Source organism: Chroococcidiopsis cubana SAG 39.79 (assembly GCF_003991895.1).
In the GTDB taxonomy this organism is placed as follows: domain Bacteria; phylum Cyanobacteriota; class Cyanobacteriia; order Cyanobacteriales; family Chroococcidiopsidaceae; genus Chroococcidiopsis; species Chroococcidiopsis thermalis.
Genome location: NZ_RSCK01000092.1, coordinates 1 through 23,710 on the forward strand (window position 1 = coordinate 1; position 23,710 = coordinate 23,710).

Consider the following 23,710-nt stretch of genomic DNA (forward strand, 5'->3'; position numbering starts at 1 on the left):
GGGAGTACATGGACAAGCAGTCGCGAGCTGATTTGAGCCACTACCATCATCCTGCTTGCGAGTTAAGTTGACAATACCCTTTCTAGTAAGCGTCATTAGCTGTATGCTAGTCAAGATCGATTAATTTTGTTTATCATTTTGACAAGAAACTCTATTTGCTTGGTGTCATCTCGTCGCTTAAAGTGAAAACATTGTACTTTCCGGCTAGTTTTTCCTCATGGAACTTTCGAGCAAATCTGAATATGCGCTGCTGGCTCTGCTAGAGTTGGCGAATGCCTATCAGAGCGCTCAGTTACTCCAAATTCGACAGATAGCAGCCAGACGAGATATCCCAGAGCGTTATCTCGATCAACTGCTGGCAATCTTGCGGCGAGGCGGACTAATCAAGGGTATACGTGGAGCCAAAGGTGGTTACATCTTGGCACGAGAACCAAGCCAGATTACGTTGCTAGATGCTTTGCGCTGTATTGAGGGATTAGACATCGTGCCATCGGTAGAGAAGACCACTTCCGAAGAGGCGGAAAGAGGCGCAATTGAGGAAATTTGGTACAATGCTGAGCAGGCGGCTAACGCAGTTTGGCAAAACTATACGCTCCAAGACTTATGCGATCGCGTCGCTGCCCGCAGGCAGTTAGATTATATGTACTACATCTAGTCCTCCCAAGCAAACGAGCCTGGACGAGGAGCCGCATGAGTTTGTGTGACTTACGATAGCGAATTGCCGACCTCACTCAGTAGTTGAGCCAATTGCTGCAATTTACTAGAAATATCTGGATCGGCGCTTTCGGCGGCGCTTGTAGTTTGGGAACTGAGCTGCACCAGAACTTGACCGATATCGGCACCAGTGGCGCTACCGCTCGTTAAAAGTTGTTTGAGTGCAGACAGATTGCTAGCAATTTCGCTGTTGCCCAAATTCTGCACCTGCTGTTGGAAGCTATCAATTAAATTTAGTGCTGTCAGTGGTGGCGCGAATGTCACACCCTCTTGAAGAACGGCGATCGCCGAGTCTAGTTCGGCTGTTGGTGAATTTGTCACGATTGATTCCTAGATGGTTTGGTTAGTTAAAGTTAAGACTCTTTTTGGCGGAAATCTTTGAAAGCAAGCTAGCAGGCGATGCCAAATTATCTCAAGTTGCTTTGGCTGACTCTTTGGATCGATCGCAATTTCAGCAAGCGATCGCCCCAGGTAATAGCATATTGATTGTTATCTGACTCAATTGCTTCACAAGCAGCTCTTTTCAACTGGGGCGGGCAAGGAAAATCGGGAAATCCCTGCGCCAGATTCACCGCACCGTATTGTAATGCCACTCTGGTCATTTCCCGAATCACGGACTCCGTAAATCGATCTGCTTTGAGTGAGGTTTTCCGTTTCTGCGCCTGAGTCATACGATTTTGGATTTTAGATTTTAGAGTTTAGATTTCAGTCTTCCCTACCCCACTGTCTTCACGGACAGCTCAGGTGGCTTATAGCTTATCGCCCCAATTCCTTCATTAATACAACATAAAATACGGTATATCGATAGTAATACTGTATCTATATCACGATAAAGTATGCCATAGATCTCTCACATGGCACAAAAATCTTAAATTTGAGTGTTGGAAGCACCAGTATAAATAGACGAGCGATCGCTTCTAGTCTTGCGACTCCTGCTCTAAATCGCATATCTCAGCTATTGACTCTCGATCTGTTAGTTGTCGATCCTGACCGAGACGACCTGAAACTGACTGCCGCACGCGCTTGACTCCGCTAAGTGTTACCAAAGTTAGCAAGGCTCCGATTACCCCCATTTGCCAAAAACCGCAGCCAATCGCTGCTCCCAGTGCTGCGGCAATCCAAACAGAGGCAGCTGTTGTTAATCCGCGTACTTTTGGAGTTTCAGATTGCTTGGACGATTGTTGCAAAATCAGCCCAGCACCCAGAAAGCCAACCCCAGTAGTGACTCCTTGAATTGTCCGACTCAGGGCATTAGTCGCGGCATAAGGGCTGTCTCCCTCAGCCTGCAACGGAATCATCACAAATAGGGCAGCTCCCATACTGACGAGCATGAAAGTCCTCATCCCAGCTGGTCTACCTTTGCGCTCGCGGTTAATACCAATTAGGCAACCTACCAGTAACGCTAGTGATAGCCTAAATGCAATGTGCAACCAATCATTGGAGTGAAGGAACATCATGCTCATTACCGATACCCCCGCTTGAAATTAGGAAGAAGTTTTGCTTGTCAATCCAACGAGTGCTGTAGATGAAAGGCTGGAGAATTGAATAAGTTTGTAATTCGGTAGGTTTACCTTTTATTAAGTTTAGGTTAACAGAAGGTTAATATCAAGTAATATTTTTGGACTATTAGAACTATTAGTGATGGATGAAACCTTTGCATCAGTCTATGTTGTCAAGCATCGAAGAAACGCGATCGCACCAATGGCAACACCAATGGCAATTACAGTGGTGCATACTACTCCATGAGGGCTGTCATCTTGTTGTCATTTTTACTCGCTAAGCTAATGACATTCACCGACCTTCATGTATTCTATTATTTGTTCAAAGTTCTATTTTTGTTGGTACGCGAGCGAGGCTGACAAGGGTAAGCAAGAGATCTGACTTTGTTCCAAAACAACGCTTTAACTTTTTTAGAATTAAAAACTATTTTAATCTACGTTAATGTTATCAATTTAGTTCAAATAGCATTACTTAAAAAACTAGTTTAATCTACGTTAAACTCATCAGCTTACTACAGATCGATTTGCTAACAATAAGCGTTCCAATCTCCAAAAATATCATCAATTTAGTGTAGAAAAAGACCAATCTAGTTTACCTTTAAACTAAGTAGTGGATATGCCAATTATATATATAACAAAGATTGAGCTAGAAATTTAAGTGCGTTCGATCGCTCAAAAACTTGAATCATTCTACGCTAAAATCATCTATTTAGTTCAGAAATATTGCTCTAGTCAAACTACAAAAATTTGCTAGAATACAAGGCATATTGTTGCATTTTTTTCAGAGTAGTTAGAAAACATATTATGTCTTAAGATAGGAGTCAGCAAGAGAAACAAATAAAAAAATGAGTTGAAAATTTAAATTGAATTCTCACGTCCATTTATTGAAAGATAATAAACGGCTATGTAGCTCATGTATGCTGACACAAAATTGCTATGTTTTATTGGAAGTTTAATTGACAGAAATACAGAAGTTGCTAACTCTCAAATCACATGAAAGACGTTCGTACTTTTTACAAAACTCTGTTAGCGATCGGTGCGGGATTGTGTTCGATACCTCTACTTACCACCCAAGCACTAACTCAAGCCGAAGCCACAGTTACCTCAATTCAGCCTCCACGTCTGATTGCTGCCAGGACAACCTACAACGAAGTCCAAGTTCGGCAAGCAACGTACTATTTCACTCTAGAAGTGCCTGCTACTGCTAAGGAACTCCAACAAGTCACCTTGACTCAGACGCAAGGCGCTGAAAATATTAGCTTTGACGAGAACAATAGTCGTGCGTTTGAAGGAACCTCCAAACGCGAAGGACAACCGTTAGAATCCAAAGTGACGAGCGATCGCCAAAACAGAACCGTAACAGTAACGTTCGCTCAACCAGTACCAGCAGGTAAGACAGTCACGATCGGATTGAAACCAGAACGAAATCCTACTTACGATGGGATTTACTTATTCCAGGTAAGAACCTTCCCAGCCGCAGGACAGAGCAACGGTCAATATGTCGGTACTGGTCGTCTACAGTTCTATCAGAACATTAGTTCGGAGTAGTCAGTTCGTAATGCAGAGTTCTACTGATAGAGGCGATCGCTAACAAATTCAAATAAATACGGTACACCAAGTCTTGCAGGGTGTACTTATTTTTGCTCTTCTCAACGAAAGCATCATATAAAAGAGTTAGACGATCGAGTGCTTAATGGACTAAGTTATCGTTGTTTCGGATTGCCTCGCCAGACTTGCTTATCTAAGTTATCTATGTCATACTTATGACTAATTTTATTAACTACGGTTAAACTACCAATTTACTGTACTTTTAGACTCAGATTGAAGATGTAATTGTTACTTGACCGCTCGCAGCAAGAGCGCGCTTTCGAGCTAGCTAAGTTAGATTCAATCTGAAAGTAGCGATCGCATTCAATTTACGTTCAGTAAATGCCAAGATTTTGAGTAATTTATTTTTACTTGCTTAACCTGGTTTTTAAAATTAAAAACTCTCGCTCGAACAAGGAAGGTCTGACAGATGGCGGAAATCACAATTTACAGTGCCACAGTTTGTCCTTACGCTCATCGCTCGCGCCTAGTTTTACTAGAGAAAGGAATTGACTTCGAGCTGATTGAAATCGATCTACAGAACAAGCCAGCAGGATTTACAGAGATCTCACCCTACGGCAAAGTTCCGGTAATTAAGCATGGGGATGTGCGGGTTTGGGAATCGGCAGTTATTAATGAATATCTCGATGAAGTATTTCCAGAACCGTCACTGTTGCCGAAAGATCCTGTAAATAGAGCGCAGGCGAGAATTTGGATCGATTTTGCTAATACTCGGTTTATCTGGGCTTATTCCAATCTGCTACGTTCTCCAGATCCGCAACACCAAAAGGCGGCGGCACAGGAGTTATACAGTCAATTAGAATTTATTGAAAAAGAGGGTTTGGGAACACTATCTGGAGAAGGATCGTATTGGTTTGGTAATTCTATTAGTTTAGTCGATCTCACCTTCTATCCTTGGTTTGAAAGATGGTCGGCGCTCGAATATTATCGCGGTTTTGGGCTACCACCTGAATTCACGCGGTTGCAGCAATGGCGGAAAGCAGTAAGTCAACGCGAATCTGTATTGGCGATCGCCAATCCAACAGAATACTATATCCAGCGATATGCTAGATTTGCCGCACCCATAGCTAAAAAAGTGAGCGACGAGCTGAGCGTAGCTGGAAAACTGACTCCAGAGCAGTTGCAACAAGCAGCGCAACAAGGTTTTAAGTCGGTGTTGAATCTACGTTCTCCTGATGAACCAGGCTTCCTCAGCGACGAACAACAGCAAGCACAAGCAGCAGGATTAGATTACGCTAACATCCCCTTGCGACCTTCCGAACCGGATCGGCTGCTAACAAAAGAAGCAATTCGAGCCACCGAAAATTTACCAAAGCCAATTTTAATCCACTGCGCTGCTGGGGCAAGGGCAGGTGGAATCGCTTTAATTGCCACTGCGATTCAACAAGGCTTAACTTACGAGCAAATTCAGGAAAAAGCGCAACAAGTCGATCTCGATTTAAATCAACCCCACTTGCAGCAATTTCTGCTGGAAAACTACACTACCAAGCAGGAAACAGAAAGTTAGTTTGCCAACCATAGAGGTGTTTCTATTGCGATTCACGTCGCCAATCGAAGAGTTACAAAGCACTATGGAACTAAAGCTTCGCTCAGTCAGGGCTGCTGACATTCCATCTCTTCACGAAATTCTAGTGGTTTGCGGTTTAGATTTGCAAGAACGCTTTGGGCTTGACTACTGGCTACCGCCCTATCCCCTCGAAAAAATGCGCCAAGATTTAGAGGACAAGCGTATCTATTGCATTTCTGTCGGTCGAGAGGTTGTCGCTACCTTTACCTTGGAGACGAAAATGCCATCAGAATACACCCGATATGGCAAGATCCATTGGCAAGTAGTAGATGTGTCGGCAATGTACGTGCATCGGCTAGCTGTGCTACCAACTTGGCAAGGGCAGGGATTGGGTACGTGGTGCTTGCAAGCGATTGAAAATCTTGCCATCAATAGTGACTGTGGTGCGGTGCGTCTTGATGCTGTCAAGATGAACTCGAAACTCTCGGTTTTCTATCAGCGCCAAGATTATCGATTGGTCGGTGAGTTGATTTACGACCCAGAGACATTATTTAATGATGCGTTTGTCTTTGAAAAAGTTTTGCCAAAATCAATATTTAATAATTGGAGACTTTGAATTAGCGATCGCAGTGAAGTTATTTACTAATACTGACATGTTTATATTTATTTGGATCGCCAGAAAACACGAATAACTGTTGGTCTTGAGGTAAAGGCAATCCTTCCCCCAGATAGCGATGAATACCTACTCCCATATCCCCCGTCGGAGTCAACTTAAAGTCTACTTCCTCAAATTCGGCGGCGCGAAAAACTTGGCGAACGATGTCAGAGTGAGAAATCCCGTCTGTATGCCCGCGAGTCCAGATCGCGAAGGAACCTGTTTTAGCTAGGAAAGAAAGGTTCTCAATCAAGCGTTTCAGTTCTGCAACGCCCAAGCAGATTGCCAAAGATACCGCACGCAATAACGATATCTGCTGGTACTGCTCCTGTATAGTTGGAGGAAACAGTTGCATCGCCATTGTAGCGTCCATAGGTTTTGTGTAGCGAGATTAGGTTTTCCAAGCAACCAGGGCAGTGAACGGTAGTTTTTCAGTAATGCCCACCTTACCTAGAGGGAACAAAATTTGGTAGTTGGTAATTGGTAGTTAACGCAGTTCAAAACCGAGTTGATGAAGGGCTTCCTTTAGCCGAGCGCGGTTGCGTAAGGATTCAGCCCTTGCAACGCGCTCGATAGAATGTTGCGACCAGTTGCCTGTTACATTCATGCCCTGACTGGCATAGAAATCTGCCATGATGTCGTTGTAATCGGCGATCGCCCGCTCTTGTGTTTCCAAGCTATACTGCTCTTTGTGCAACACGGCGGATTGCGGCAAACGTGGTTTGATAGCAGTCGGTTGAGCTGGATCGGGATAGCCTACACACAAGCCAAATACGGCAAAAACAGATTTTGGTAAACCGAGTTGAGTTACAACTGCTTCGGGATGATTCCGCATCGCACCAATATAGACTGTACCCAGCCCCAACGATTCGGCAGCGATCGCGGCATTCTGTGCTGCCAGACTTGCATCTACCGCCGCCATCAGAAACATCTCCAAGTAATTCAGTCCCTCATGGAATTGTTCCTGCTGTTCGGCTACGTAAGTTAGACGTGCCAAATCTGCCAACCAAACTAGAAACAGGGGACACTGACGGATGTGTGCTTGTCCCCCTGCAAGTTGAGAGAGCCGCTCTTTGCGTTCTCGATCTTCAACGGCGACGACACTCCAAGTTTGCAGATTGGACGAAGTGGAAGCAGACTGCGCGGCTGCTACTAAAAGTTCCAATGTGCCTGCGGGCAGCGGTCTAGCAAGGTAACTACGGACTGAGCGATGAGATAATAATGCAGTCAGACTATCGTTCCACACATCATCGAATTCAAACTCAAATGCAGCGCCGTATCGTTCGTGTAATAGCTGCGTTTGTGGAGCTGGAATAACAGTAGGCGATCGCCCATCTAGATTTGACTGACTGACACCCACACGTATTACCTCGGATCTAGTTAGTCATACGATATCAAACAAAATTTGTATTCAAGCAATAATACTATTTGTCGATTGGTTTACCGTATTTCAATTTGCAGTTTGACATAGTTGCCGCCAAAACTCAAGTCTACTCGTTAATAAAATTCATAGTCGCTCTTATTGTTAGATAATCTAACTATGCGGTTAGAATAAGATCGTTTAGATAATCTAACTAATGGAGGCGCTGGGCTGATGGGATGGACAGGAGGTATTGGGCGATCGCCCCAGTCGCCAGAACCGATTTTGGCAACAAGCGCTCTGACTCGTCGATTTGGTAGCTTCACGGCTGTTGACGAGCTAACAATTTCTGTTGCTCCTGGTGAAGTATTCGGTTTGCTCGGACCCAACGGAGCGGGCAAGAGTACGGCAATTAAAATGCTGACGACGCTGCTACCTCCGAGTGCTGGCAAGGCAGCGATCGCAGGCTGGGACGTGCAGCGACAGGCGGCGGCTGTGCGACGGGCGATCGGCTACGTGCCTCAAGCCTTATCTGCCGATGCCGATCTGACGGGATATGAAAATTTGCTGATTTTTGCCAAGCTCTACGATATTCCCGCAAAGCAGCGCCAGCAGCGAATTCGCGATGTGATAGAATTCATGGGTTTACAGTCTGTGGCACACCGAATCGTGCGGCAATACTCTGGTGGCACGATCCGCCGTTTGGAAGTTGCCCAGTCTATTCTGCATAAACCCCAAGTGTTGTTTTTGGACGAGCCAACTGTAGGACTCGACCCGATCGCTCGTAGTTCTGTCTGGGAGCTGGTACAACAACTGCGGCAAGAAAGCGGGACGACGATCGTACTGACAACCCACTTTTTAGAAGAAGCAGATCGGTTGTGCGACGCGATCGCAATTCTGCATGGCGGCAAGGTAATTACAGTTGGTACGCCTGCTCAACTCAAAGCATCTTTGGGTGAGTGCGCCACGCTAGATGACGTATTTATCCACTACACGGGCGATCGCCTCAATATGGGAGCTAACTATCGTGAAACCTCAAAAATTCGCCGCACGGCTAAACGGTTGGGCTGATGGCACTGCATCCCGACAACCTTGGACGGAGGCGATCGCCGAGTTAATTCGGAAAACTCTGGTCATTACCGAGCTAGAGATCCGAAAACTCCGCCACGATCCCAGCGATCTATTTCTGCGAGCCGCTCAACCCGTCCTCTGGTTGTTGATTTTCGGGCAAGTATTCACTCGCATTCGCGGCATTCCGACCGGAGAATTGCGCTATTTGGATTTTCTGGCGGCGGGAATTTTAGCGCAAAGCGTCTTGTTCGTTGCCATTTTCAACGGCGGAATGGCAATCATCTGGGAGCGAGATCTGGGGATCGTGCATAAGTTTTTAGTCAGTCCTACGCCCCGCGCCGCGATGGGATTGGGCAAAGCATTGGCAACTGGCGTACGGAGCTTGTCTCAGGCAGTGTTTGTCTATATCTTGTCTTTTTTCTTGGGAGTGCAATTAAATCTCAATCCACTAGCAATCGCGGGTATGATTCTGGTTGTCTTATTGGGATCTGCTTGTTTTTCGATCTTTTCTCTGATTGTTGGTTGCTTGGTGAAATCTCGCGAACGTTTTGGCGGATTGGGACAACTCATGTCGATGCCGCTATTTTTTGCTAGCAATGCGATTTATCCGATTTCCCTGATGCCACCTTGGTTACAGGTGCTGTCCCATCTCAATCCGCTGACGTATCAGGTGGATGCATTGCGTGGCGTGATGTTGGCAAATAGTACTACTGCTTATGGGTTTGGTTGGGATTGCGCGATTTTGCTATTTGTGGTGACGGTGCTAACCGTTATCTGTGCGCGGCTGTATCCCCAGTTGGGAATGTAAACGCGATCGCGATCGCCTTCTTACTGTCGCTGAGATGAAAATAGAGATGTGGCGCGATCGCAGCTACAGTATAGTAACGGCTCTATACGTAGCCACACTCATGCCTGGAACAGTAGTAAATCAGATGCGATCGCCCAAATCAACTCGAAAAAAATCTCAACAGTGTGCAGCGAGAGTCATGGAAGCTGTTCCCTTGGTCATGCGTTTTATTCGGGCAGATATGCGTGCGATTAATGCTACTGATATGTCCGTGCCTCAATTCCGCACTTTAGCGTTTCTCGATCGCAATCCTGGGGCATCTTTATCCGAACTTGCCGAGCATTTAGGTGTCACCCGTGCGACTGCTTCTGCTAATACCGAACGACTGGTACAGCGGAATTTCGTCCATCGCTGCGACCATCCCCAAGAGCGGCGACGAGTTGAATTGAAGCTGACTCCAGCGGGCAAGGAGCATCTCCAGAAAGCGCGGGAACAAACGCGGGCTTACATTGCCGATTTACTCGAATCGTTGAGCGAGGAGCAAATTAGCCAAATTGATACGGGTTTGGCTCTGCTCAAGCAGGTGTTTGAAGATTCTGGCGCTGTCACAAAGTAATTTGGAGAATGCAAATCTATCTAGCTAGCGACCCCGTTCACCCGCCGCTAGTAACTTTTCGGACTCACCAACCAACTTGATACGGTCGGTGTGCAACGGGATTGTTGGGCGGCTCAACTGGGTCTAAGATTTTCCGTCTTCATCCAACCTACCGTCAATTTGACCTTTGGGTGTCGTCCCATGCACGGCCCGATCGATCCGGGGCCAGACCTCGTTCGCCATGAGCTCCATCGAGCGCCGGGCGAGCGCTGGATCGATCCAGTCGTGGCCCGTGTAGAGCAATGTGCCGAACGCGCCGACCTCGTTGCGGAATGCAAGAATCTGATCCGCGACACTCTGGGGGGTTCCCGCGATTACGAGACGCTCGATGCACCGCTTCGTAGAGAGCTCGGAATCCGGTTGGTCGGGAAAGTCGCGCATCACATCCAGCAGACCGGCCTTAGCGAGCTTGGTCCTCATGACGTGGAAGTAGAAGCCGTGCGCGCCATCCTCGCGGTGCGCGTAGCGGCGTGCCGTGGTTTCGTCATCGGCCACAAAAACACTGCGCGCACAGCGCCAGCCTGTGGGATCGGCGGAGAGACCTGCCGAGAGCCTGCCTTCGAGGTAGCTCTGGATTTGGGCGCGGATCGCGTACCTCCCCAAGTAGGTCGCCGAAATTCCGGTCCAACCGCGAGCGCCTGCGGCGTGTGCTCCCCGTCCATCCGGACGGATCGAGGTGATTGCGATGGGCGGATGCGGTCTTTGCAGTGGTCGAACTGCGATGCCCAGCCCGATGCCTGGATCTAGCGAACGCTCTGTCGTAGTCCGGTAGAACTCGCCTTCGATCTGGTATGGTGGCTCTTCGCTCCAGATTCGGCATATGTGGTCGAGCGCCTCCTGGGTCTTGCGGTTGCGGTCTGATCCTAGGTCTCCTATTGCCTCCGCGTCGCCGCGAACACCGGGTCCTACTCCCAGGACGAGCCGACCCTGCACCAGGTGGTCAACCATTGCGACCTGCGCTGCCGCCATTGCTGGGTGGTAGTTGGCAAGCGGAAGCACGCCGGTACCGAAAGTGATCGACGGGCACGCATCGGCGAGATTCGCAATGAAAGCGAGGCTCGAAGTGATTGTCTCGGCTGAATCGACGAGATGCTCACCGATGAAGGCTTCGCGATAACCGAGGCGATCGGCGAGCACAACCGCTTCGCGGTCCTCGCGGAGAACGTCTGCGTAGGGACGGAATGGCGGGTGGACGGGCTGGATGAAGAATCCGAGCTTCAGGGAGTTCTGCATGGTAAGTCTTTATAGTCGTTCATTCGTTCCGTGCCGCCCAACTATTTATTATACGGAAACATTCTATATATCTAGCTTACATGGAATAATATCTAGACTTTTTCCGTATAACTACCCTATACAGGGTAATATCCAGAAACTTTCCATATATTCACCCTATATAGCATGATATCTAGACTTTTTCCGTATATCTAGCTTAGACAAAGTAAAACGTATAACTTATAAGAATATTCTCAACCATGTATTAAATAGTTTTGGATCGCCTCCAAAACTATCATAAAAAGCTGAGAATTTTCGTATATCTTCCTATGAAATTATAATCTAAAAAAATCGCTACATAGAACAGCACCAGCAATTCACTGCATCATCTAATTCAGAATAATAGCGATCGCGTCTACTTTAACTGCAACTTAAACCATCCCATAAATCTGAAATCGATTCTATCGATCGCGATCGCACCATTAATAAATCAAAAAGGCTCCACCCAAGGACGCAATTCTATTTCCCACGTCCAAGCACTCCGAGGCTGACGTAGAATGTTGAGATAAGTTTGAGCGATCGCGTCTGGGTCGAGATAACTATCGGGCTTGTCGGGTGATTCTAAACGGGTAGCAGAACGAATTGACCCGTCAATGATAAAGTGGGCTACATGAATATTTTGGGGAGCCAGTTCGCGGGCAATACTTTGAGCCAAACCCCGCAAGGCAAATTTTCCCATTGCAAATGGCGCAGAATAAGCATAACCCTTCACACTGGCGGAAGCACCTGTAAAGAAAATCGCTCCTTCGCCTAACTTTAACATTCGCTTCGCTGCTGCTTGTGCTACCAAAAAACCGCCATAGGCAGTAATTTCTAGTGTTTTAGCAACTTCGGCGGGGTCAAGCTCGACTAACGATCCCCGAATTCGCCAGCTAGGATTATAAACAACCACCTTTGGCGCTCCTAATTTTTGCTCGACATCATGAAATAGTCGCTCCACCTCACTAGGTTTAGATGCATCAGCAGCAAAACTGACGGCTTTAATTTCCCCAGACAACATACCTAGTTTATCAGTATGCCTTGAGGCTAAAGCAACAGTCATGCCTTCTGCGGCAAACAAGCGGGCTAGTGATGCGCTCAGTCCGCTGCCAGCGCCTACAATTAATGCTGTGGTTGACATTAGAGGTTCCTTAATCCAAAATCTAAAATCCAAAATCTAAATTTGGTAGCTACCCGTACTACTACACGGTACTGAAACATTTGCAGACTCACACGCCATGCTGCTTAAACCATGCTTGCAGCTTTTGCCAGCCATCAAGAGCTTCTCGTTCGCGATAGGAAGGGCGATAATCGGCAAAAAAGGCGTGGGGTGCATCAGGATAAACAATAATTTCCGATTTGCTGCTGCTGGACTTGAGGCGATCGCGCATCTGTTCTACTGTATCGAGGGGAATGCCCGTATCTTTACCACCATAAAGTCCGAGAATGGGGACTGTTAGTATAGACGCAACATCAACAGGATGCTTCGGTGTCAGTTCGGTATCGTTACCCACTAGTCGCCCGTACCATGCTACACCTGCCTTGACTTGAGGATTATGTGCGGCGTACAGCCAGGTGATGCGACCTCCCCAACAAAAGCCCGTAATTCCTAACCGAGTGGCATTTCCCTTTGCTGACTTCACTGCCCAATCAACTGTAGCATCGAGGTCGGATATGACCTGAGCATCTGGCACTTTAGCAACAATTGAGCGAATTTCATCAACATTACTGAGCTTCGCAACATCTCCCTGACGTACAAATAACTCAGGTGCGATCGCCAGATATCCCAACTTGGCAAAGCGACGGACGACATCTTGAATGTGTTCTTGTACGCCAAAAATTTCCTGAATCACCAAAACGATTGGAAAATTTCCCCCAGTGTTAAGCTGCGCTCTGTAGGCAGGAATTTCACCATCTTTAACCGGAATTTTGACCGCACCCGCAACCAATCCCTGAGTATCGGTAGCGATCGCTTTGGCAGAAACAGGCTGCACGGCTAAAGCAAAACCCGTTGCTAGGGTTGCAGTGGCGATAAAGTTACGGCGAGTTATTTCTGTCATTATCTTTACAGTTTATTAGAACATCTAATAATTAGTTATACATATTTTATTAACGCCAGACTGAATCTTTCTGGAAAGACTGTATAATAGACGTAAATTATTCTACGGTAATCTGACCGACAAACAGTACTAGCTTTTGCTCGTAGTCTAGACACTTTGCAATTAGAGTATTTACCACTGACAAGTTAACTGGGCGTGCTCCAGTGCCCAGTTGTCGTTCGGTCATATCCAGAACGAGACAATTCATTACAGCCCGCATACTCAATAGGAAATGAGGTCATGAGTCACATACAACTTTACTTTGCCAAAGCTTCTACATTTTCTCAACGCACCCGCGTTGTTCTGCTGGAAAAAGGTATCGACTTTACCCCGATTGAAATCGACTTGCAGAGTAAACCAGAAGAATTCCTCAAGATTTCGCGCTATGGCAAAGTCCCTGCCATTAAACATGGAGATGCCCAAATTTACGAGTCTGCCATTATCAATGAGTATCTCGATGAAGTGTTTCCAGAACCGCCCTTATCACCTCACGATCCAGCAGCTAAAGCGATTGCACGAATTTGGATTGACTACGCCAATACTCGCCTCGTACCAGCATTTAACAAACTTTTACGCGGGAAAAATACCCAAGAACAGGAACAGGGAAAAAGAGAGTTTTTAGAATCCCTACTGTATATCGAACAAGAAGGACTAGGCAAGTCCAACGGTCAATACTTGTTAGGAGATAATTTCAGTCTAGTCGATATCAGTTTTTACCCTTGGTTTGAACGTCTGCCCGTGTTAGAACACTTCCGGAATTTTTCATTCCCATCCCAAACACCTCGATTGCAGCAATGGTGGAATATCGTGCGCGATCGCGACTCAATTCGGGCAGTCGCAAATCCTACTAGTTTCTATGTGGAAAGATTCTCTAAAATCCTGGGTGAACCCAGTGCTGTGGCGCGGTAGCAATCAGTTATCAGTTATTTTAACCGATTCCCGATTCCCGACTCCCGACTCCCTTCTTGACACAAGGATGCAACTATGAGCCGAACCCCGATTCTAGAACGCCCCATTTTCGACGAGCTGCAATATGTTGAGGCGGAACTCTATTATCTGATCCCGATGGCAGAAAGACCCGTAAACTACACATACGAGCCACCAGCGGGTATCCCTCGACATAATGGAACCTACGAGACGCGCAGGCTGCCGATTTACAATGCTAGGGCGATCGCCCAAGATCTATCCTTAGATCGGCAAGGTTTTAGTCTGGTCAGCCACTCCAGCAGCGTCCGCGACTTTTATGACTCGGAGGAGGTACGCCGCGTCTATTACCCTGAAGCAGAGAAACTGCTGGCAGAGGTAACGGGTGCAGTTAAGGTAGTGGTATTCGACCACAACGTTCGCAATCTCGAGCGATCGCAACGGGGAGAAAGTAACGCCAAAGAGCCAGTCAAGCGCGTCCACAACGACTTCACCGCCAAATCTGGCTACAGCCGCGCCCGTGCCGAGTTGAAAGCGCGGGGAATCAAAGATACTGAAGCATTGTTGCAGCATCGTTTTGCTGTCGTTAATGTCTGGCGACCGATCGCCACACCCTTGCAAACATCTCCATTGGCGGTATGCGATGCGGCAAGCATCGCGCCAACAGATCTTGTTGCAGGCGATTTAGTGTATCGCGATCGCGTGGGCGAAACCTATGCGATTACTTACAATCCTACCCACAGATGGTTCTACTTTCCGCAACTGCGATCGGACGAGGCAATACTCATCAAGTGCTTCGACTCTGCCGAGGACGGACGGGCACGGTTTGCTGCCCATACTGCATTTGATGACCCTACTAGCCCAGCAAATGCACCTGCACGGGAAAGCATTGAGTTGCGGACGCTAGTTTTTTACCCCGCTTAATTAAATCAGTGACCAGTTTGACAGTGACCAGTTATCGATAGCACAATTGATAGCGCAGAGATAATCTATGAGTCACAAAAACTCTGGCTCTGACAAATCAACTCAGGAGTTACTGGTTATTGGTCACTGATAACTGGTCACTGTTCAGGGCGAGTGGAGTTAGCAGCGATGTCAGGAGATACAACCGAGATTGCAGATTTTCACGCTCATGTTTATTACGATTCTGAAAGTCGTGCAGCAGCGACGCGGGTACGCGAAGGATTGAGTGCGTTCGACGTGCGGCTTGGACGCTGGCATGACAATCCGATTGGTCCCCATCCCAAAGCTATGTATCAAGTTGCCTTCAAGCCAGAACAGTTTGGCGCGATCGTTCCCTGGTTAATGCTACATCGGGAAGGATTGGATATTTTAGTTCATTCAACAACGGGTGATGATGTTGCAGACCATACAAATCATGCTCTGTGGTTGGGAGAAAAGCTAAAGCTAAATATTGAATTTCTACGAGCAATTAAGACAACTTGAGATAAATCAAGCAGCAATTGCTTCGCGTCGATTGTATGCTGAAGAGTCTCCTTTAATGGCTTCACTATGCTTACCGTCAATGCCAACTGGAAGATCGCCCACAATTGTCACTCGCTGTACGCGACGGGGTTGGCTGCCATAATCATCGCTCGCGTAGTGTTGCGTAGCGCGGTTGTCCCAGAATGCCACGTCTCCTTCTTGCCAGCGCCAGCGGACGGTATTTTCTAGGCGAGTGACGTAGGACTGCAACAACCTAACAAGATCGTCCGATTCTGTTTGAGATAAGCCCTTCAAGCGACGCACGAAGCCACCAATATATAATCCACGTTCGCCCGATTCAGGATGAATGCGTACAACTGGATGTAAGGTTTCATATACAGTTGACTCAAAGATAGCTCGGTAAGCCCGAAACTCTTCGGAAAGGTCAATTGTGGCAGCCGCATAGTCATAGGCGTTGCTGTGTACAGCCCAAAGTTGGTCGGCAAGATTTCGTAGCGGAGTGGGTAAATCTTGATAAGCCGTTACCGTGTTTGCCCAGACTGTATCGCCACCAGAGAGAGGAATTTCGATCGCCCGTAAGATCGAACCGAGCGGCGGACGGTCTACGAACGTCACATCAGTGTGCCAATGGTTGGCGCGGTTAACGTTGCGACCGTAATCTAGATCGAGAATCTCTGAATGTCCAGGCAGTGATGGCACTGTAGGGTGAGCTGTGGTCACTTCACCGAATCGACGCGCAAAAGCAACTTGTTTACTAGCGTCGAGCTGCTGGTTGCGAAAGAAAATCACCTTGTACTGAACCAGGGTTTGACGGATTTCGCTGATGATATCGTCACCCAGGCTAGCACTCAGATCGATGCCGACGATCTCAGCACCGATGCGCCCTGCAACGGGTTGGATCTCAAAGTTTTTTGGACTCATAGGTTAATTTTTTGGTGGGAATACGTAGAGCGAGCAGAGGTAGGTAGTAGCTCGGATTGTTAGATGAACTAACTAAATCAGATGAGAATATTTTGCGGTATATCTACCGATTTAGTCAAGATTAAAAAGGAAGGTTTGGTGAGTTAGTAGAGCGATGCCAACACTTTATCGGCAGCGGCTCGAAATGCCGTAGCCGCACCCGCACTCATATCGCGAGGCGCACAGATGCGATTCCTGACATAAGCAAGGGTAATGGCTCCCACCGCCGCTATAGTTGGATCGGCATTGTCTTTGCCACCCACTCGTCCCCACGGTAAGGGTCTATCGTTCCCGTTCAGAAGATACTCTGCCAGCAGTTTGAGGTGAAAATCGACGGCTTGGGCGATCGCACTCGTATCCCCATTTACTGCTAAAGCTTGCACTCCAGAGTTTTTCAAGATATCTCCAATCGCCGCTTCCCGATTATTGCTCAGTCTTTCTGCGGCTTCTGCCCGATATTCAATTGCCTCACTATGTGCTGCATCTGGTGGTAAGAGATTTCCAATTGGTTGAGCGCCCCATCTGCGGCGCAAGAGTAAATTATTCGTTATTGGGTCTGATTTGACTCGGTGATAGGCAGGGCGCTGGTTGAGTGCCTCAAACCAAGCATTGAGGTGAGGGAAGCGGGGATTACCCTTGATGTGATAATTTCGGTAGACAGGTAAATTAGCCGCCAAGCGATCGAGATGAGGGCTATACATAATATCTACCAAGCTAAAGCTGGAGACAAAGTAGTTACCTGAGTATTTTGCTAAGGCTTGCTCGATCTCGTCTAATTTGGCTTCAAACTCTGCTTGTAAATTGGCTAATACTTGAGGATCGCTAGTGCTTTCCCGCAACAATTTGTACCCAGCACCCAGAAACCCACTCTTGTCGGCATCCTCAACCAGTTGCCTCGTAACGGCGTTTGACTCTGGATCTTCAGGCAGCAGGGTTTGACCAAATCGATCTTCTAGGGCTAAAAGAATATCTTTGGATTCGTAAACTAATTTGCCCTCAATTTTTGCTGCAGGGACAAGGGTTGTCGGAACCAAGTCGGTGTACCATTTGGGTTTGTTGCTCAGATCGATAAACTCGGTTTCAAACGGAATTTCCTTTTCCTCCAAGGCAAACCAAACCCGTTCGCAGAAAGGACACCAAGAGTTAGTATCGCGGTAAAGCAGGACTGGTGGTTTTGTCTCTGGGGGTAGTTTATGCAGACTGCTAGGAATTGGCGCGGTAGAAGGGGACTGTCCCGCTCTACGTACCCGTCGAGCTGAGGTATGTTTTTGGGCAATTGCTAATAGTTGCTCCCAGCTAGATCCTGTATTTTGAATTGACGACATTTTGTACCTCTCGATCCAACTCATTCCTATACAAATTAAGCAAAATTGAGATTTCAAACGTGACTGACGATACTTTCGCACTACTACTTTTCAGATTGTGGCTGCTGAAGGTAACGTGCTAGTCTTTGAGCCAGCGTTCCCGTGTGTAGTTCAAACAGGTGATTGTCATAATCGTAAAAGTAAAGAGAACTTCCCTCACCTTCAACGCGACTCCGACTTTCGCGAATCTCCACACCAAGCGATCGCACGCGAGTAGCGTATTTGTCGAAGTCCTCTGCTCAGATTTTGAAAGCGACGTGGTTGTAGGTTTTGTCAGGTAGCGCCTCTCCCTCCATAATTGCAATCCACACAGTATTGATGAGGAAAAACTTTTCTGGCGAAAGAGAAAATGTCTTGTCGCCACTAGAGTACACTTCTTTTGCGTCGAAGATATACATCAGAAATTTCGTCATCCGAGCCAGATCGCTGACAACGAAAGTAATGTGGCTCAGTCCTTCAATCGCGACCTCGCCTTGTGATGTGAATTGTGTTCCATAGAGCGATCGCGCCACGACTCTTACCTCTAAAATACGCTAATTCTATCAGTTTATCGTAGTTTACGCTTGAAAGACTGCATAGTTGAGATACTGTTACCGTTCTTGCTCGGTGGGTCGGATGAGAATTTCGTTGACGTTTACGTGTGGCGGTTGGGTAAGGGCGTATGCGATCGCATTGGTAATATTCTTATAAACTACGGTTAACTTATCAATAAACTGTATAAATATTTTTAATTTACGGTATGTCTACCGATAAACATATGTATTATTTTGGGAATAATTGGATAACCAACTCTAAACAGCAAATTCGTAAGTAATTAACAGATAGCTGGGGGAATTTGGTCGAAACAGGCTATGCTTGTTCCGTCTGTTCCGTCATGCTGACTTAACTGTAGATTTGCGGCATCAGAAGAGGTTTGTCATCAAAAGGAGAAGATGTGATTAAGGCAGTACGAATTAATGAAAACTTGACCGTTACAGGACAGGTGATACCAGAACAACTTCAACAAGCGATTCAAGAGGGATTTAAGTCAGTTCTGAATTTGCGATCGCCTGACGAGCTAGGGTTTAAAGCAGACGAGCAACAGGTGGCTGAAGCGTTGGGATTACACTATGTGAATGTGCCGCTCAAGCCAGAAGCATTAAGTGAGGAACTAGTTAGCAAAATCCTGATGCACCTGGAACAAATCCCCAAACCTGCTGTGATGCATTGTGCAGCAGGTATTCGCTCGGCTGTCATTGCCCTACTAAGTGTTGCTATTCAGGATAGATTAACACCGGAGCAAACCTTAGCAAAGGCGCGACATCTTGGCTTTGAATTCGTTAATTATAGTTGTGTCAATCCCCAACTGAAGGAATCGTTTATACAGTATGTCAAGAAATATACGCAGGTAGCTGCGATCGCTGACCGCTCGGACAGATGAGATTCGATCGCAACTTTCAGCTTGTTACAGGCAATAATTAATAGCAGACAGCCTAAGCCCAGAATTAATTGATGCCACCTCAAGGCGATCTCTCGTGCCATAGTCTGGATTTTTTCTACTTCTGAAGTTTGCTGCCGAGATTTAAAGAATAGTATAAGCAATGCCGCAGGAGTTGCAACTCTGATTCAGCTACCAGTTATGTTGGTTAATTCACAACAGCAACAAGGATTTAACTACAAAAAATGTATCTATGTAACCACAAGCTGAGGCGATCGCCTCGTAATTGCTTTTGTCAGTCAGCTATGTCATAATTTTAATCTACGGTAAATCGATAGATTTACTAAATTACTGTAATTAGAAATACAAAAGTAGCCAGAATGGTAAATTTACAACTGAGAGTCAGAAAACCTGCTACAGTCAACACCTACCAATCTCAACCAATAAAATCTTTCAGTACGTGGCGTAGCAAACCTTTAGAGCTACCTGTGACAGCGATACAACATTTGTGGTGGCAAACAAAGGCATATACAACAATTCTGCGCTTGATGCCCCTAGTTATAGTCAGTGTAGTTTTCCTATATATTCACTGGCTTTACCGCAAATTCTTCCTAGCTAAAGCTGAAAATACAGTTAACAGTAAACGCTGTCGCTACACTGCGTGAAGACAGTTATCAGTTATCAGCGTGCAAAGTGGTTAGTGGTTAGCAAGTAGAATTCGCGTTCGCGAATTACAACATTTACAAGATTTAACTTTTTGTGCTGCTAATAGTACATTCGATCCGAAAATCTTGGATCTCGAATTACCAGCATTTACACAATTTAAAACTAGAAGCGAGCGGATGCTGCTGATAATGAGCCAAAGCAAATAAACTGATTCAGTCGATTATTTGTTCAGTCGAATCTTGAATCAAATTTTGAAGAATTTTCTGCTCAACAAATATGCGAGAAGTCACTTGTCAAAAAAGAGCGAGTATTTGACAGGCGCGATCGATGCTGTTTAAAAAACTCAATTCAGATTGGTAGAAATATCTATCTAAACAAAATTTAACAAAAAAGAATACACTAAAAATGTACAAAGAAATGAGAGAAGTGACAGATAAAAGAGAGATAGTTAAACTTCTGCTTTGTCATTCTTCGGTCGCTGTTAGAACCGAAAAGATTTTTGTAAAAAACAATCACCTTTTCAAGCTGACTCATTTGAGCCAGAAGCGATCCAAACCCGATTTTCCACAATTGACATTTAGGAGAAGAGAAACATGGTACTAGATGCTTTTACTAAGGTTGTTGCTCAAGCTGATACGCGGGGAGAATACCTCAGTGCATCTCAGTTGGACGGACTACTTGCTCTTGTCAGAGATGGTAACAAGCGCGTAGATACTGTCAACCGCATTTCTAGCAATGCTTCCACAATTGTGACTAATGCAGCTCGTGCTTTATTTGAGGAACAACCCCAGCTCGTTGCTCCTGGCGGTAATGCTTACACCAATCGTCGTGCTGCTGCTTGTCTGCGAGATCTAGAAATTATCCTGCGCTATGTTACCTATGCCATTTTTGTCGGCGATGCCAGCATACTCGACGATCGCGCTCTCAATGGTTTGCGAGAGACTTATCAAGCTCTAGGCGTTCCTGGGAGTTCAGTTGCAACTGGTATCCAAAAGTTGAAAGAAGCCTCGATTGCGATCGTCAACGACCCCAACGGTATTACTCAAGGCGATTGCAGTTCGTTGATTTCGGAATTATCCAGCTACTTCGATCGTGCTGCCTCATCAGTTGCTTAATTGATGACAAACGCAAGAGATCTTTTCAACTAACACACAGTAAGTCAAATTAGGAGAACCTCAAGCAATGGCAAAGACACCTTTAACTGAAGCAGTCGCAGCTGCGGATACTCAAGGTCGGTTTTTAAGCAGTACTGAATTTCAGATCGCCTTCGGTCGCTTTCGTCAAGCAGCCGCATCCCTAGAAGCAGCAAAAACATTATCTAATAAAGCCCAAAGCTTAGCTGAGGGTGCGGCAAACGCCGTCTACCAAAAGTTTCCTTATACAGTTCAGTTGCCAGGTCCGAACTATGCTGCCGATCCGAGAGGAAAATCGAAGTGCGTGCGTGATATTGGTTATTATTTGCGGATTATCACCTACGCTCTGGTTGCAGGCGGTACGGGACCAATTGACGAGTATCTCGTTGCTGGCTTGGCTGAGATTAATAGCTCTTTTGAGCTGTCTCCCAGCTGGTACATTGAAGCTCTCAAACACATCAAAGCAAATCACGGTTTAACAGGCGATCCTGCTGTTGAGCTGAATTCTTACGTAGATTATGTCATCAATGCTTTGAGTTAGTAGGGGTTTCGTCTTATAAGTTGCAAATGCGTCTAGCTATTTGCATAGTGAGTTTGGGATAGTTGATTTCACTTACTATGCAAACAGCTTTTTCTTAAATTGGAACTTTGTCAGAAAGTTCAGAATTTAGTCGCCAAGAATTACTGTAGAATTGGAAAAATTCACTAGCTGAACGTATGAACCTGAAAACCGGAAAAATGAGATGGCAGCAAGGTACTCTATATCTCAGACCAGCGGATAAATTACAGTTTAGTCCGCTTTATGAGTTCCCAGAAATTGTTGGCAGCGCAGAAATTGACTATGCTTGCGGTTTGCTAGCTGTAAATGAAAAACTCGAACAGTACACAAAGCAAAAACAGCGCGAAATCAAGCTGTCTGTAGGCATCGGTACATACTTAAAGCTACTAAAGAGGGGTTGGCAATTAGTTCAGTAACTCGCTGGAGTGATTTATTCCTAATCGATAATATTCAATTTTGATGCAGGCATTCATGACGACATTCAACCCTGCCGAAGAAGCTTTTTGGGCAGAAGGTGCGTCGTAAATTCCTAATTGCGTCCAGATAGTTTTGGCTCTGATGGCAATTATTTCCTCTACAATTTCAGGTACGTACTCTCTGCGGCGGAAGACATTAACTATATCGACTGGTTCTGGTATGTCTTGCAGTGATGCATAGCTGCGTTGTCCGTCAATTTCACTCACTGATGGATTCACTGGAATTATTGTATAACCAACTTGCCGTAAGAATTGAGCAATTTGGTAACTCGTACGTTCTGGTTTGTCGGAGTGTCCGACAACAGCGATAACTTTGCTAGTAGTTAGTATTTCGTTTAGGGTATTGTCATTTAAAATTAACCTAGACATAGTTCAGAACTCCCCATCTTGGCTCTGCTATTCATGATATCCGCCGCGACATTGCATTAGAGGCGGCGGATAATATCGTTCAAGCTTTGCGTAGAGAGACTCCGCCAGGAGCGGTCAATCGGGTTTAAATATTTTTGTTAGATGATTAGTCCTGTAAAGTGGTAACTGGCTGAAAAGTATTGGCGATCGCCCCAGCCATCTGTAGAAAAACTTGACTGACTGGGGAATTTGGATCGACAATTACGCTGTGACTAGGTTCTTGTTCGCGGGTTTGGATTCGCTAGTACTGACTAGAGATTCGATCGCCGTTGCCTGGAAGAAATCGGAATTGGCTTGGGTGTAAAACTTGTACGGATTGGCGAAGACATAGGATCTGAAGTCATCTGCGGAAATCACGCCCTCTTCCACCAGCGCCCAGCTTTCTGTTAAGGGAAGGGTGAGATCGGGGACATCCCAGTGACCCACATCCGAGGAATAAATGGCGTTGATCTTGACACCTAACGGATTAGCTCTGTCATTGAAAGCAGCAGCAATCGTGCGATCGTCGGACTCGGAACCAAAGAAGAAACTATTCACCCAGCGATCGCGAATATCTTCAATCGTTTCAATTCCAGCTGCGGCAAAATCTTCCAACTCGCTGCCTACAGGCTGACGGCTATGACGACCGAAAGAAGATCCCAGAACGCTCTCGGTCAATTCTGCTTTGCTCAGAGAATGTCCGTTAGTTATTTCGCTCCCGTAACGCTCGAATAGCTCGAATAGCTCCTCAGAATTTGTCAAAGCTGGGTTGTAGTTTTGCAGCCCCTTGAGATTGCGCTTGGAGAAGCGATCGACCAAATGAATGTAGACGTGAGCGCCCCAATCTGCGCCGCCTTCGAGCATGGCAACCCGCAACTGCGGGAATCGTTTCGTCACACCACCAAAGAACAATGCTTTAGCAAATGCTTGCGAGCCATCGGCAAAGTGACCGATGTGGTTGTTCATGTAGTTGCTAATGGAACTCCGCCCAGTCCAGCCCTGACTGCCGTAATGAGTCGTGACGGGTACGCCGAGTTCGACCACCTTTGCCCAGAAAGGATCGTAGTCGTATTCGCTATCTAAGCCGTAGAAGCAGGGCAAACGCATCTAATAAAAGCATAATGAAATACTAAGAAGCGCTTTGGGCTAAAAATTCTGGAAATAGCAGAGCG

The 23,710-nt window shown here is 46.3% G+C and carries 24 protein-coding genes and 5 pseudogenes; 16 read left to right on the plus strand and 13 right to left on the minus strand.

Translation table 11 applies throughout. From position 1 onward, the window contains the following. Positions 1-217: 217 nt before the first annotated feature. Positions 218-655: an Rrf2 family transcriptional regulator gene (locus DSM107010_RS30310; protein ID WP_015152938.1), complete on the plus strand. Its 438-nt coding sequence runs from the start codon at positions 218-220 to the stop codon at positions 653-655. Between the two features lie 50 nt (positions 656-705). On the opposite strand, the gene DSM107010_RS30315 is transcribed toward DSM107010_RS30310, so the two are convergent. From DSM107010_RS30315 to DSM107010_RS30325, 3 genes and pseudogenes are all read right to left on the minus strand, one after another. Then, a complete protein-coding gene (locus DSM107010_RS30315; RefSeq protein WP_106168307.1) occupies positions 706-1,035 on the minus strand; it encodes a hypothetical protein in 330 nt (109 codons plus the stop codon). A gap of 107 nt (positions 1,036-1,142) precedes the next feature. Continuing rightward, positions 1,143-1,385: pseudogene (locus DSM107010_RS30320) on the minus strand (aminotransferase); the annotation flags it as partial. Between the two features lie 246 nt (positions 1,386-1,631). Next, complete coding sequence (locus DSM107010_RS30325) at positions 1,632-2,177, minus strand: MgtC/SapB family protein (RefSeq protein WP_106168308.1); 546 nt, start codon at positions 2,175-2,177, stop codon at positions 1,632-1,634. 1,029 nt (positions 2,178-3,206) lie between these two features. Between DSM107010_RS30325 and DSM107010_RS30330 the strand changes: the two genes are divergently transcribed. The 4 genes and pseudogenes from DSM107010_RS30330 (at position 3,207) to DSM107010_RS30340 (ending at position 5,944) form a co-directional block, all read left to right on the plus strand. Continuing rightward, complete coding sequence (locus DSM107010_RS30330; RefSeq protein WP_106168309.1) at positions 3,207-3,761, plus strand: DUF2808 domain-containing protein; 555 nt, start codon at positions 3,207-3,209, stop codon at positions 3,759-3,761. A 469-nt stretch (positions 3,762-4,230) separates the two neighbouring features. Continuing rightward, positions 4,231-4,890 (plus strand): annotated as a pseudogene (locus DSM107010_RS43225) (glutathione S-transferase family protein); the annotation flags it as partial. Between the two features lie 15 nt (positions 4,891-4,905). Beyond that, a pseudogene (locus tag DSM107010_RS43230) lies at positions 4,906-5,328 on the plus strand (protein tyrosine phosphatase family protein); the annotation flags it as partial. A 64-nt stretch (positions 5,329-5,392) separates the two neighbouring features. Beyond that, entirely contained in the window at positions 5,393-5,944 is a 552-nt protein-coding gene (locus DSM107010_RS30340) for a GNAT family N-acetyltransferase (RefSeq protein ID WP_106168311.1), read from the plus strand. A gap of 19 nt (positions 5,945-5,963) precedes the next feature. Here the strand turns inward: DSM107010_RS30340 and DSM107010_RS30345 are convergent, their stop codons facing one another. Together DSM107010_RS30345 and DSM107010_RS30350 are read right to left on the minus strand one after the other, a co-directional pair. Continuing rightward, positions 5,964-6,356 carry a hypothetical protein gene (locus DSM107010_RS30345; protein ID WP_106168312.1) on the minus strand — a complete coding sequence of 131 codons (393 nt, stop codon included), beginning with the start codon at positions 6,354-6,356 and terminating at the stop codon, positions 5,964-5,966. A gap of 114 nt (positions 6,357-6,470) precedes the next feature. After that, positions 6,471-7,343: an NADPH-dependent oxidoreductase gene (locus DSM107010_RS30350; RefSeq protein ID WP_181246404.1), complete on the minus strand. Its 873-nt coding sequence runs from the start codon at positions 7,341-7,343 to the stop codon at positions 6,471-6,473. Between the two features lie 234 nt (positions 7,344-7,577). Between DSM107010_RS30350 and DSM107010_RS30355 the strand changes: the two genes are divergently transcribed. The 3 genes from DSM107010_RS30355 to DSM107010_RS30365 all read left to right on the plus strand — a co-directional run bounded on the left by DSM107010_RS30355 (position 7,578) and on the right by DSM107010_RS30365 (position 9,817). Continuing rightward, positions 7,578-8,414 carry an ABC transporter ATP-binding protein gene (locus DSM107010_RS30355; RefSeq protein WP_106168313.1) on the plus strand — a complete coding sequence of 279 codons (837 nt, stop codon included), beginning with the start codon at positions 7,578-7,580 and terminating at the stop codon, positions 8,412-8,414. After that, on the plus strand, positions 8,371-9,222 hold the full coding sequence (locus DSM107010_RS30360; protein ID WP_106168314.1) for an ABC transporter permease: 852 nt from the start codon (positions 8,371-8,373) through the stop codon (positions 9,220-9,222). Before DSM107010_RS30355 ends, DSM107010_RS30360 begins: the two co-directional genes overlap by 44 nt. 100 nt (positions 9,223-9,322) lie before the next feature. Further along, positions 9,323-9,817 carry a MarR family winged helix-turn-helix transcriptional regulator gene (locus tag DSM107010_RS30365; RefSeq protein WP_181246405.1) on the plus strand — a complete coding sequence of 165 codons (495 nt, stop codon included), beginning with the start codon at positions 9,323-9,325 and terminating at the stop codon, positions 9,815-9,817. A gap of 123 nt (positions 9,818-9,940) precedes the next feature. Here DSM107010_RS30365 and DSM107010_RS30370 read toward each other — a convergent pair whose 3' ends face one another. From DSM107010_RS30370 to DSM107010_RS30380, 3 genes are all read right to left on the minus strand, one after another. After that, positions 9,941-11,089: an LLM class flavin-dependent oxidoreductase gene (locus DSM107010_RS30370; RefSeq protein ID WP_127024688.1), complete on the minus strand. Its 1,149-nt coding sequence runs from the start codon at positions 11,087-11,089 to the stop codon at positions 9,941-9,943. A 469-nt stretch (positions 11,090-11,558) separates the two neighbouring features. Continuing rightward, a complete protein-coding gene (locus DSM107010_RS30375) occupies positions 11,559-12,248 on the minus strand; it encodes an SDR family NAD(P)-dependent oxidoreductase (protein ID WP_106167645.1) in 690 nt (229 codons plus the stop codon). Positions 12,249-12,336: 88 nt separating this feature from the next. After that, entirely contained in the window at positions 12,337-13,167 is an 831-nt protein-coding gene (locus tag DSM107010_RS30380) for a dienelactone hydrolase family protein (protein ID WP_106167646.1), read from the minus strand. Between the two features lie 279 nt (positions 13,168-13,446). Between DSM107010_RS30380 and DSM107010_RS30385 the strand changes: the two genes are divergently transcribed. The 3 genes from DSM107010_RS30385 to DSM107010_RS30395 all read left to right on the plus strand — a co-directional run bounded on the left by DSM107010_RS30385 (position 13,447) and on the right by DSM107010_RS30395 (position 15,576). Next, positions 13,447-14,115 (plus strand): glutathione S-transferase family protein, encoded by a 669-nt coding sequence (locus DSM107010_RS30385; RefSeq protein ID WP_106167647.1) that lies wholly within the window; start codon positions 13,447-13,449, stop codon positions 14,113-14,115. A gap of 75 nt (positions 14,116-14,190) precedes the next feature. Further along, the gene (locus DSM107010_RS30390; RefSeq protein WP_106167648.1) at positions 14,191-15,054 is read left to right on the plus strand and encodes a CmcJ/NvfI family oxidoreductase; all 864 of its coding nucleotides are present in this window, start codon (positions 14,191-14,193) and stop codon (positions 15,052-15,054) included. 168 nt (positions 15,055-15,222) lie between these two features. Next, positions 15,223-15,576: a DOPA 4,5-dioxygenase family protein gene (locus DSM107010_RS30395; RefSeq protein WP_106167655.1), complete on the plus strand. Its 354-nt coding sequence runs from the start codon at positions 15,223-15,225 to the stop codon at positions 15,574-15,576. A gap of 6 nt (positions 15,577-15,582) precedes the next feature. Here DSM107010_RS30395 and DSM107010_RS30400 read toward each other — a convergent pair whose 3' ends face one another. The 3 genes and pseudogenes from DSM107010_RS30400 to fosX form a co-directional block, all read right to left on the minus strand. After that, positions 15,583-16,497 (minus strand): TauD/TfdA dioxygenase family protein, encoded by a 915-nt coding sequence (locus DSM107010_RS30400; protein WP_106167649.1) that lies wholly within the window; start codon positions 16,495-16,497, stop codon positions 15,583-15,585. A gap of 143 nt (positions 16,498-16,640) precedes the next feature. Beyond that, positions 16,641-17,861 carry a glutathione S-transferase family protein gene (locus DSM107010_RS30405; RefSeq protein WP_106167656.1) on the minus strand — a complete coding sequence of 407 codons (1,221 nt, stop codon included), beginning with the start codon at positions 17,859-17,861 and terminating at the stop codon, positions 16,641-16,643. A gap of 83 nt (positions 17,862-17,944) precedes the next feature. Next, a pseudogene (fosX, locus tag DSM107010_RS43235) lies at positions 17,945-18,313 on the minus strand (FosX/FosE/FosI family fosfomycin resistance hydrolase). A 500-nt stretch (positions 18,314-18,813) separates the two neighbouring features. On the opposite strand from fosX, the gene DSM107010_RS30420 reads away from it, so the two are divergent. The 5 genes from DSM107010_RS30420 to DSM107010_RS30440 all read left to right on the plus strand — a co-directional run bounded on the left by DSM107010_RS30420 (position 18,814) and on the right by DSM107010_RS30440 (position 22,091). Continuing rightward, a complete protein-coding gene (locus tag DSM107010_RS30420; protein WP_241994412.1) occupies positions 18,814-19,320 on the plus strand; it encodes a protein tyrosine phosphatase family protein in 507 nt (168 codons plus the stop codon). A gap of 377 nt (positions 19,321-19,697) precedes the next feature. Next, positions 19,698-19,982: a hypothetical protein gene (locus DSM107010_RS30425; RefSeq protein WP_106167650.1), complete on the plus strand. Its 285-nt coding sequence runs from the start codon at positions 19,698-19,700 to the stop codon at positions 19,980-19,982. Positions 19,983-20,576: 594 nt separating this feature from the next. Then, positions 20,577-21,098, plus strand: coding sequence for a phycocyanin subunit beta (locus DSM107010_RS30430; RefSeq protein ID WP_106167651.1), 522 nt, complete (start codon positions 20,577-20,579; stop codon positions 21,096-21,098). Positions 21,099-21,165: 67 nt separating this feature from the next. After that, entirely contained in the window at positions 21,166-21,657 is a 492-nt protein-coding gene (gene cpcA / locus DSM107010_RS30435) for a phycocyanin subunit alpha (protein WP_106167652.1), read from the plus strand. A 176-nt stretch (positions 21,658-21,833) separates the two neighbouring features. Continuing rightward, on the plus strand, positions 21,834-22,091 hold the full coding sequence (locus DSM107010_RS30440) for a hypothetical protein (protein WP_106167653.1): 258 nt from the start codon (positions 21,834-21,836) through the stop codon (positions 22,089-22,091). Here the strand turns inward: DSM107010_RS30440 and DSM107010_RS30445 are convergent. Further along, the gene (locus tag DSM107010_RS30445; RefSeq protein ID WP_106167654.1) at positions 22,080-22,520 is read right to left on the minus strand and encodes a CoA-binding protein; all 441 of its coding nucleotides are present in this window, start codon (positions 22,518-22,520) and stop codon (positions 22,080-22,082) included. The genes DSM107010_RS30440 and DSM107010_RS30445 overlap by 12 nt on opposite strands. Before the next feature lie 240 nt (positions 22,521-22,760). After that, a pseudogene (locus tag DSM107010_RS30450) lies at positions 22,761-23,630 on the minus strand (amidohydrolase family protein); the annotation flags it as partial. Between the last annotated feature and the right edge of the window lie 80 nt (positions 23,631-23,710).

Bases quoted from the DNA above. Each gene is read 5' to 3' on its own strand.
- DSM107010_RS30395 (WP_106167655.1), top strand. From the start codon at position 15,223: ATGTCAGGAGATACAACCGAGATTGCAGATTTTCACGCTCATGTTTAT.
- DSM107010_RS30405 (WP_106167656.1), bottom strand. From the start codon at position 17,861: ATGTCGTCAATTCAAAATACAGGATCTAGCTGGGAGCAACTATTAGCA.
- DSM107010_RS30385 (WP_106167647.1), top strand. From the start codon at position 13,447: ATGAGTCACATACAACTTTACTTTGCCAAAGCTTCTACATTTTCTCAA.
- DSM107010_RS30430 (WP_106167651.1), top strand. From the start codon at position 20,577: ATGGTACTAGATGCTTTTACTAAGGTTGTTGCTCAAGCTGATACGCGG.
- DSM107010_RS30445 (WP_106167654.1), bottom strand. From the start codon at position 22,520: ATGTCTAGGTTAATTTTAAATGACAATACCCTAAACGAAATACTAACT.
- DSM107010_RS30340 (WP_106168311.1), top strand. From the start codon at position 5,393: ATGGAACTAAAGCTTCGCTCAGTCAGGGCTGCTGACATTCCATCTCTT.
- DSM107010_RS30425 (WP_106167650.1), top strand. From the start codon at position 19,698: ATGGTAAATTTACAACTGAGAGTCAGAAAACCTGCTACAGTCAACACC.
- DSM107010_RS30400 (WP_106167649.1), bottom strand. From the start codon at position 16,497: ATGAGTCCAAAAAACTTTGAGATCCAACCCGTTGCAGGGCGCATCGGT.
- DSM107010_RS30375 (WP_106167645.1), bottom strand. From the start codon at position 12,248: ATGTCAACCACAGCATTAATTGTAGGCGCTGGCAGCGGACTGAGCGCA.
- DSM107010_RS30355 (WP_106168313.1), top strand. From the start codon at position 7,578: ATGGGATGGACAGGAGGTATTGGGCGATCGCCCCAGTCGCCAGAACCG.
- DSM107010_RS30380 (WP_106167646.1), bottom strand. From the start codon at position 13,167: ATGACAGAAATAACTCGCCGTAACTTTATCGCCACTGCAACCCTAGCA.
- DSM107010_RS30390 (WP_106167648.1), top strand. From the start codon at position 14,191: ATGAGCCGAACCCCGATTCTAGAACGCCCCATTTTCGACGAGCTGCAA.
- DSM107010_RS30325 (WP_106168308.1), bottom strand. From the start codon at position 2,177: ATGAGCATGATGTTCCTTCACTCCAATGATTGGTTGCACATTGCATTT.
- DSM107010_RS30365 (WP_181246405.1), top strand. From the start codon at position 9,323: ATGCCTGGAACAGTAGTAAATCAGATGCGATCGCCCAAATCAACTCGA.
- DSM107010_RS30345 (WP_106168312.1), bottom strand. From the start codon at position 6,356: ATGGACGCTACAATGGCGATGCAACTGTTTCCTCCAACTATACAGGAG.
- cpcA (WP_106167652.1), top strand. From the start codon at position 21,166: ATGGCAAAGACACCTTTAACTGAAGCAGTCGCAGCTGCGGATACTCAA.
- DSM107010_RS30370 (WP_127024688.1), bottom strand. From the start codon at position 11,089: ATGCAGAACTCCCTGAAGCTCGGATTCTTCATCCAGCCCGTCCACCCG.
- DSM107010_RS30440 (WP_106167653.1), top strand. From the start codon at position 21,834: ATGAACCTGAAAACCGGAAAAATGAGATGGCAGCAAGGTACTCTATAT.
- DSM107010_RS30310 (WP_015152938.1), top strand. From the start codon at position 218: ATGGAACTTTCGAGCAAATCTGAATATGCGCTGCTGGCTCTGCTAGAG.
- DSM107010_RS30330 (WP_106168309.1), top strand. From the start codon at position 3,207: ATGAAAGACGTTCGTACTTTTTACAAAACTCTGTTAGCGATCGGTGCG.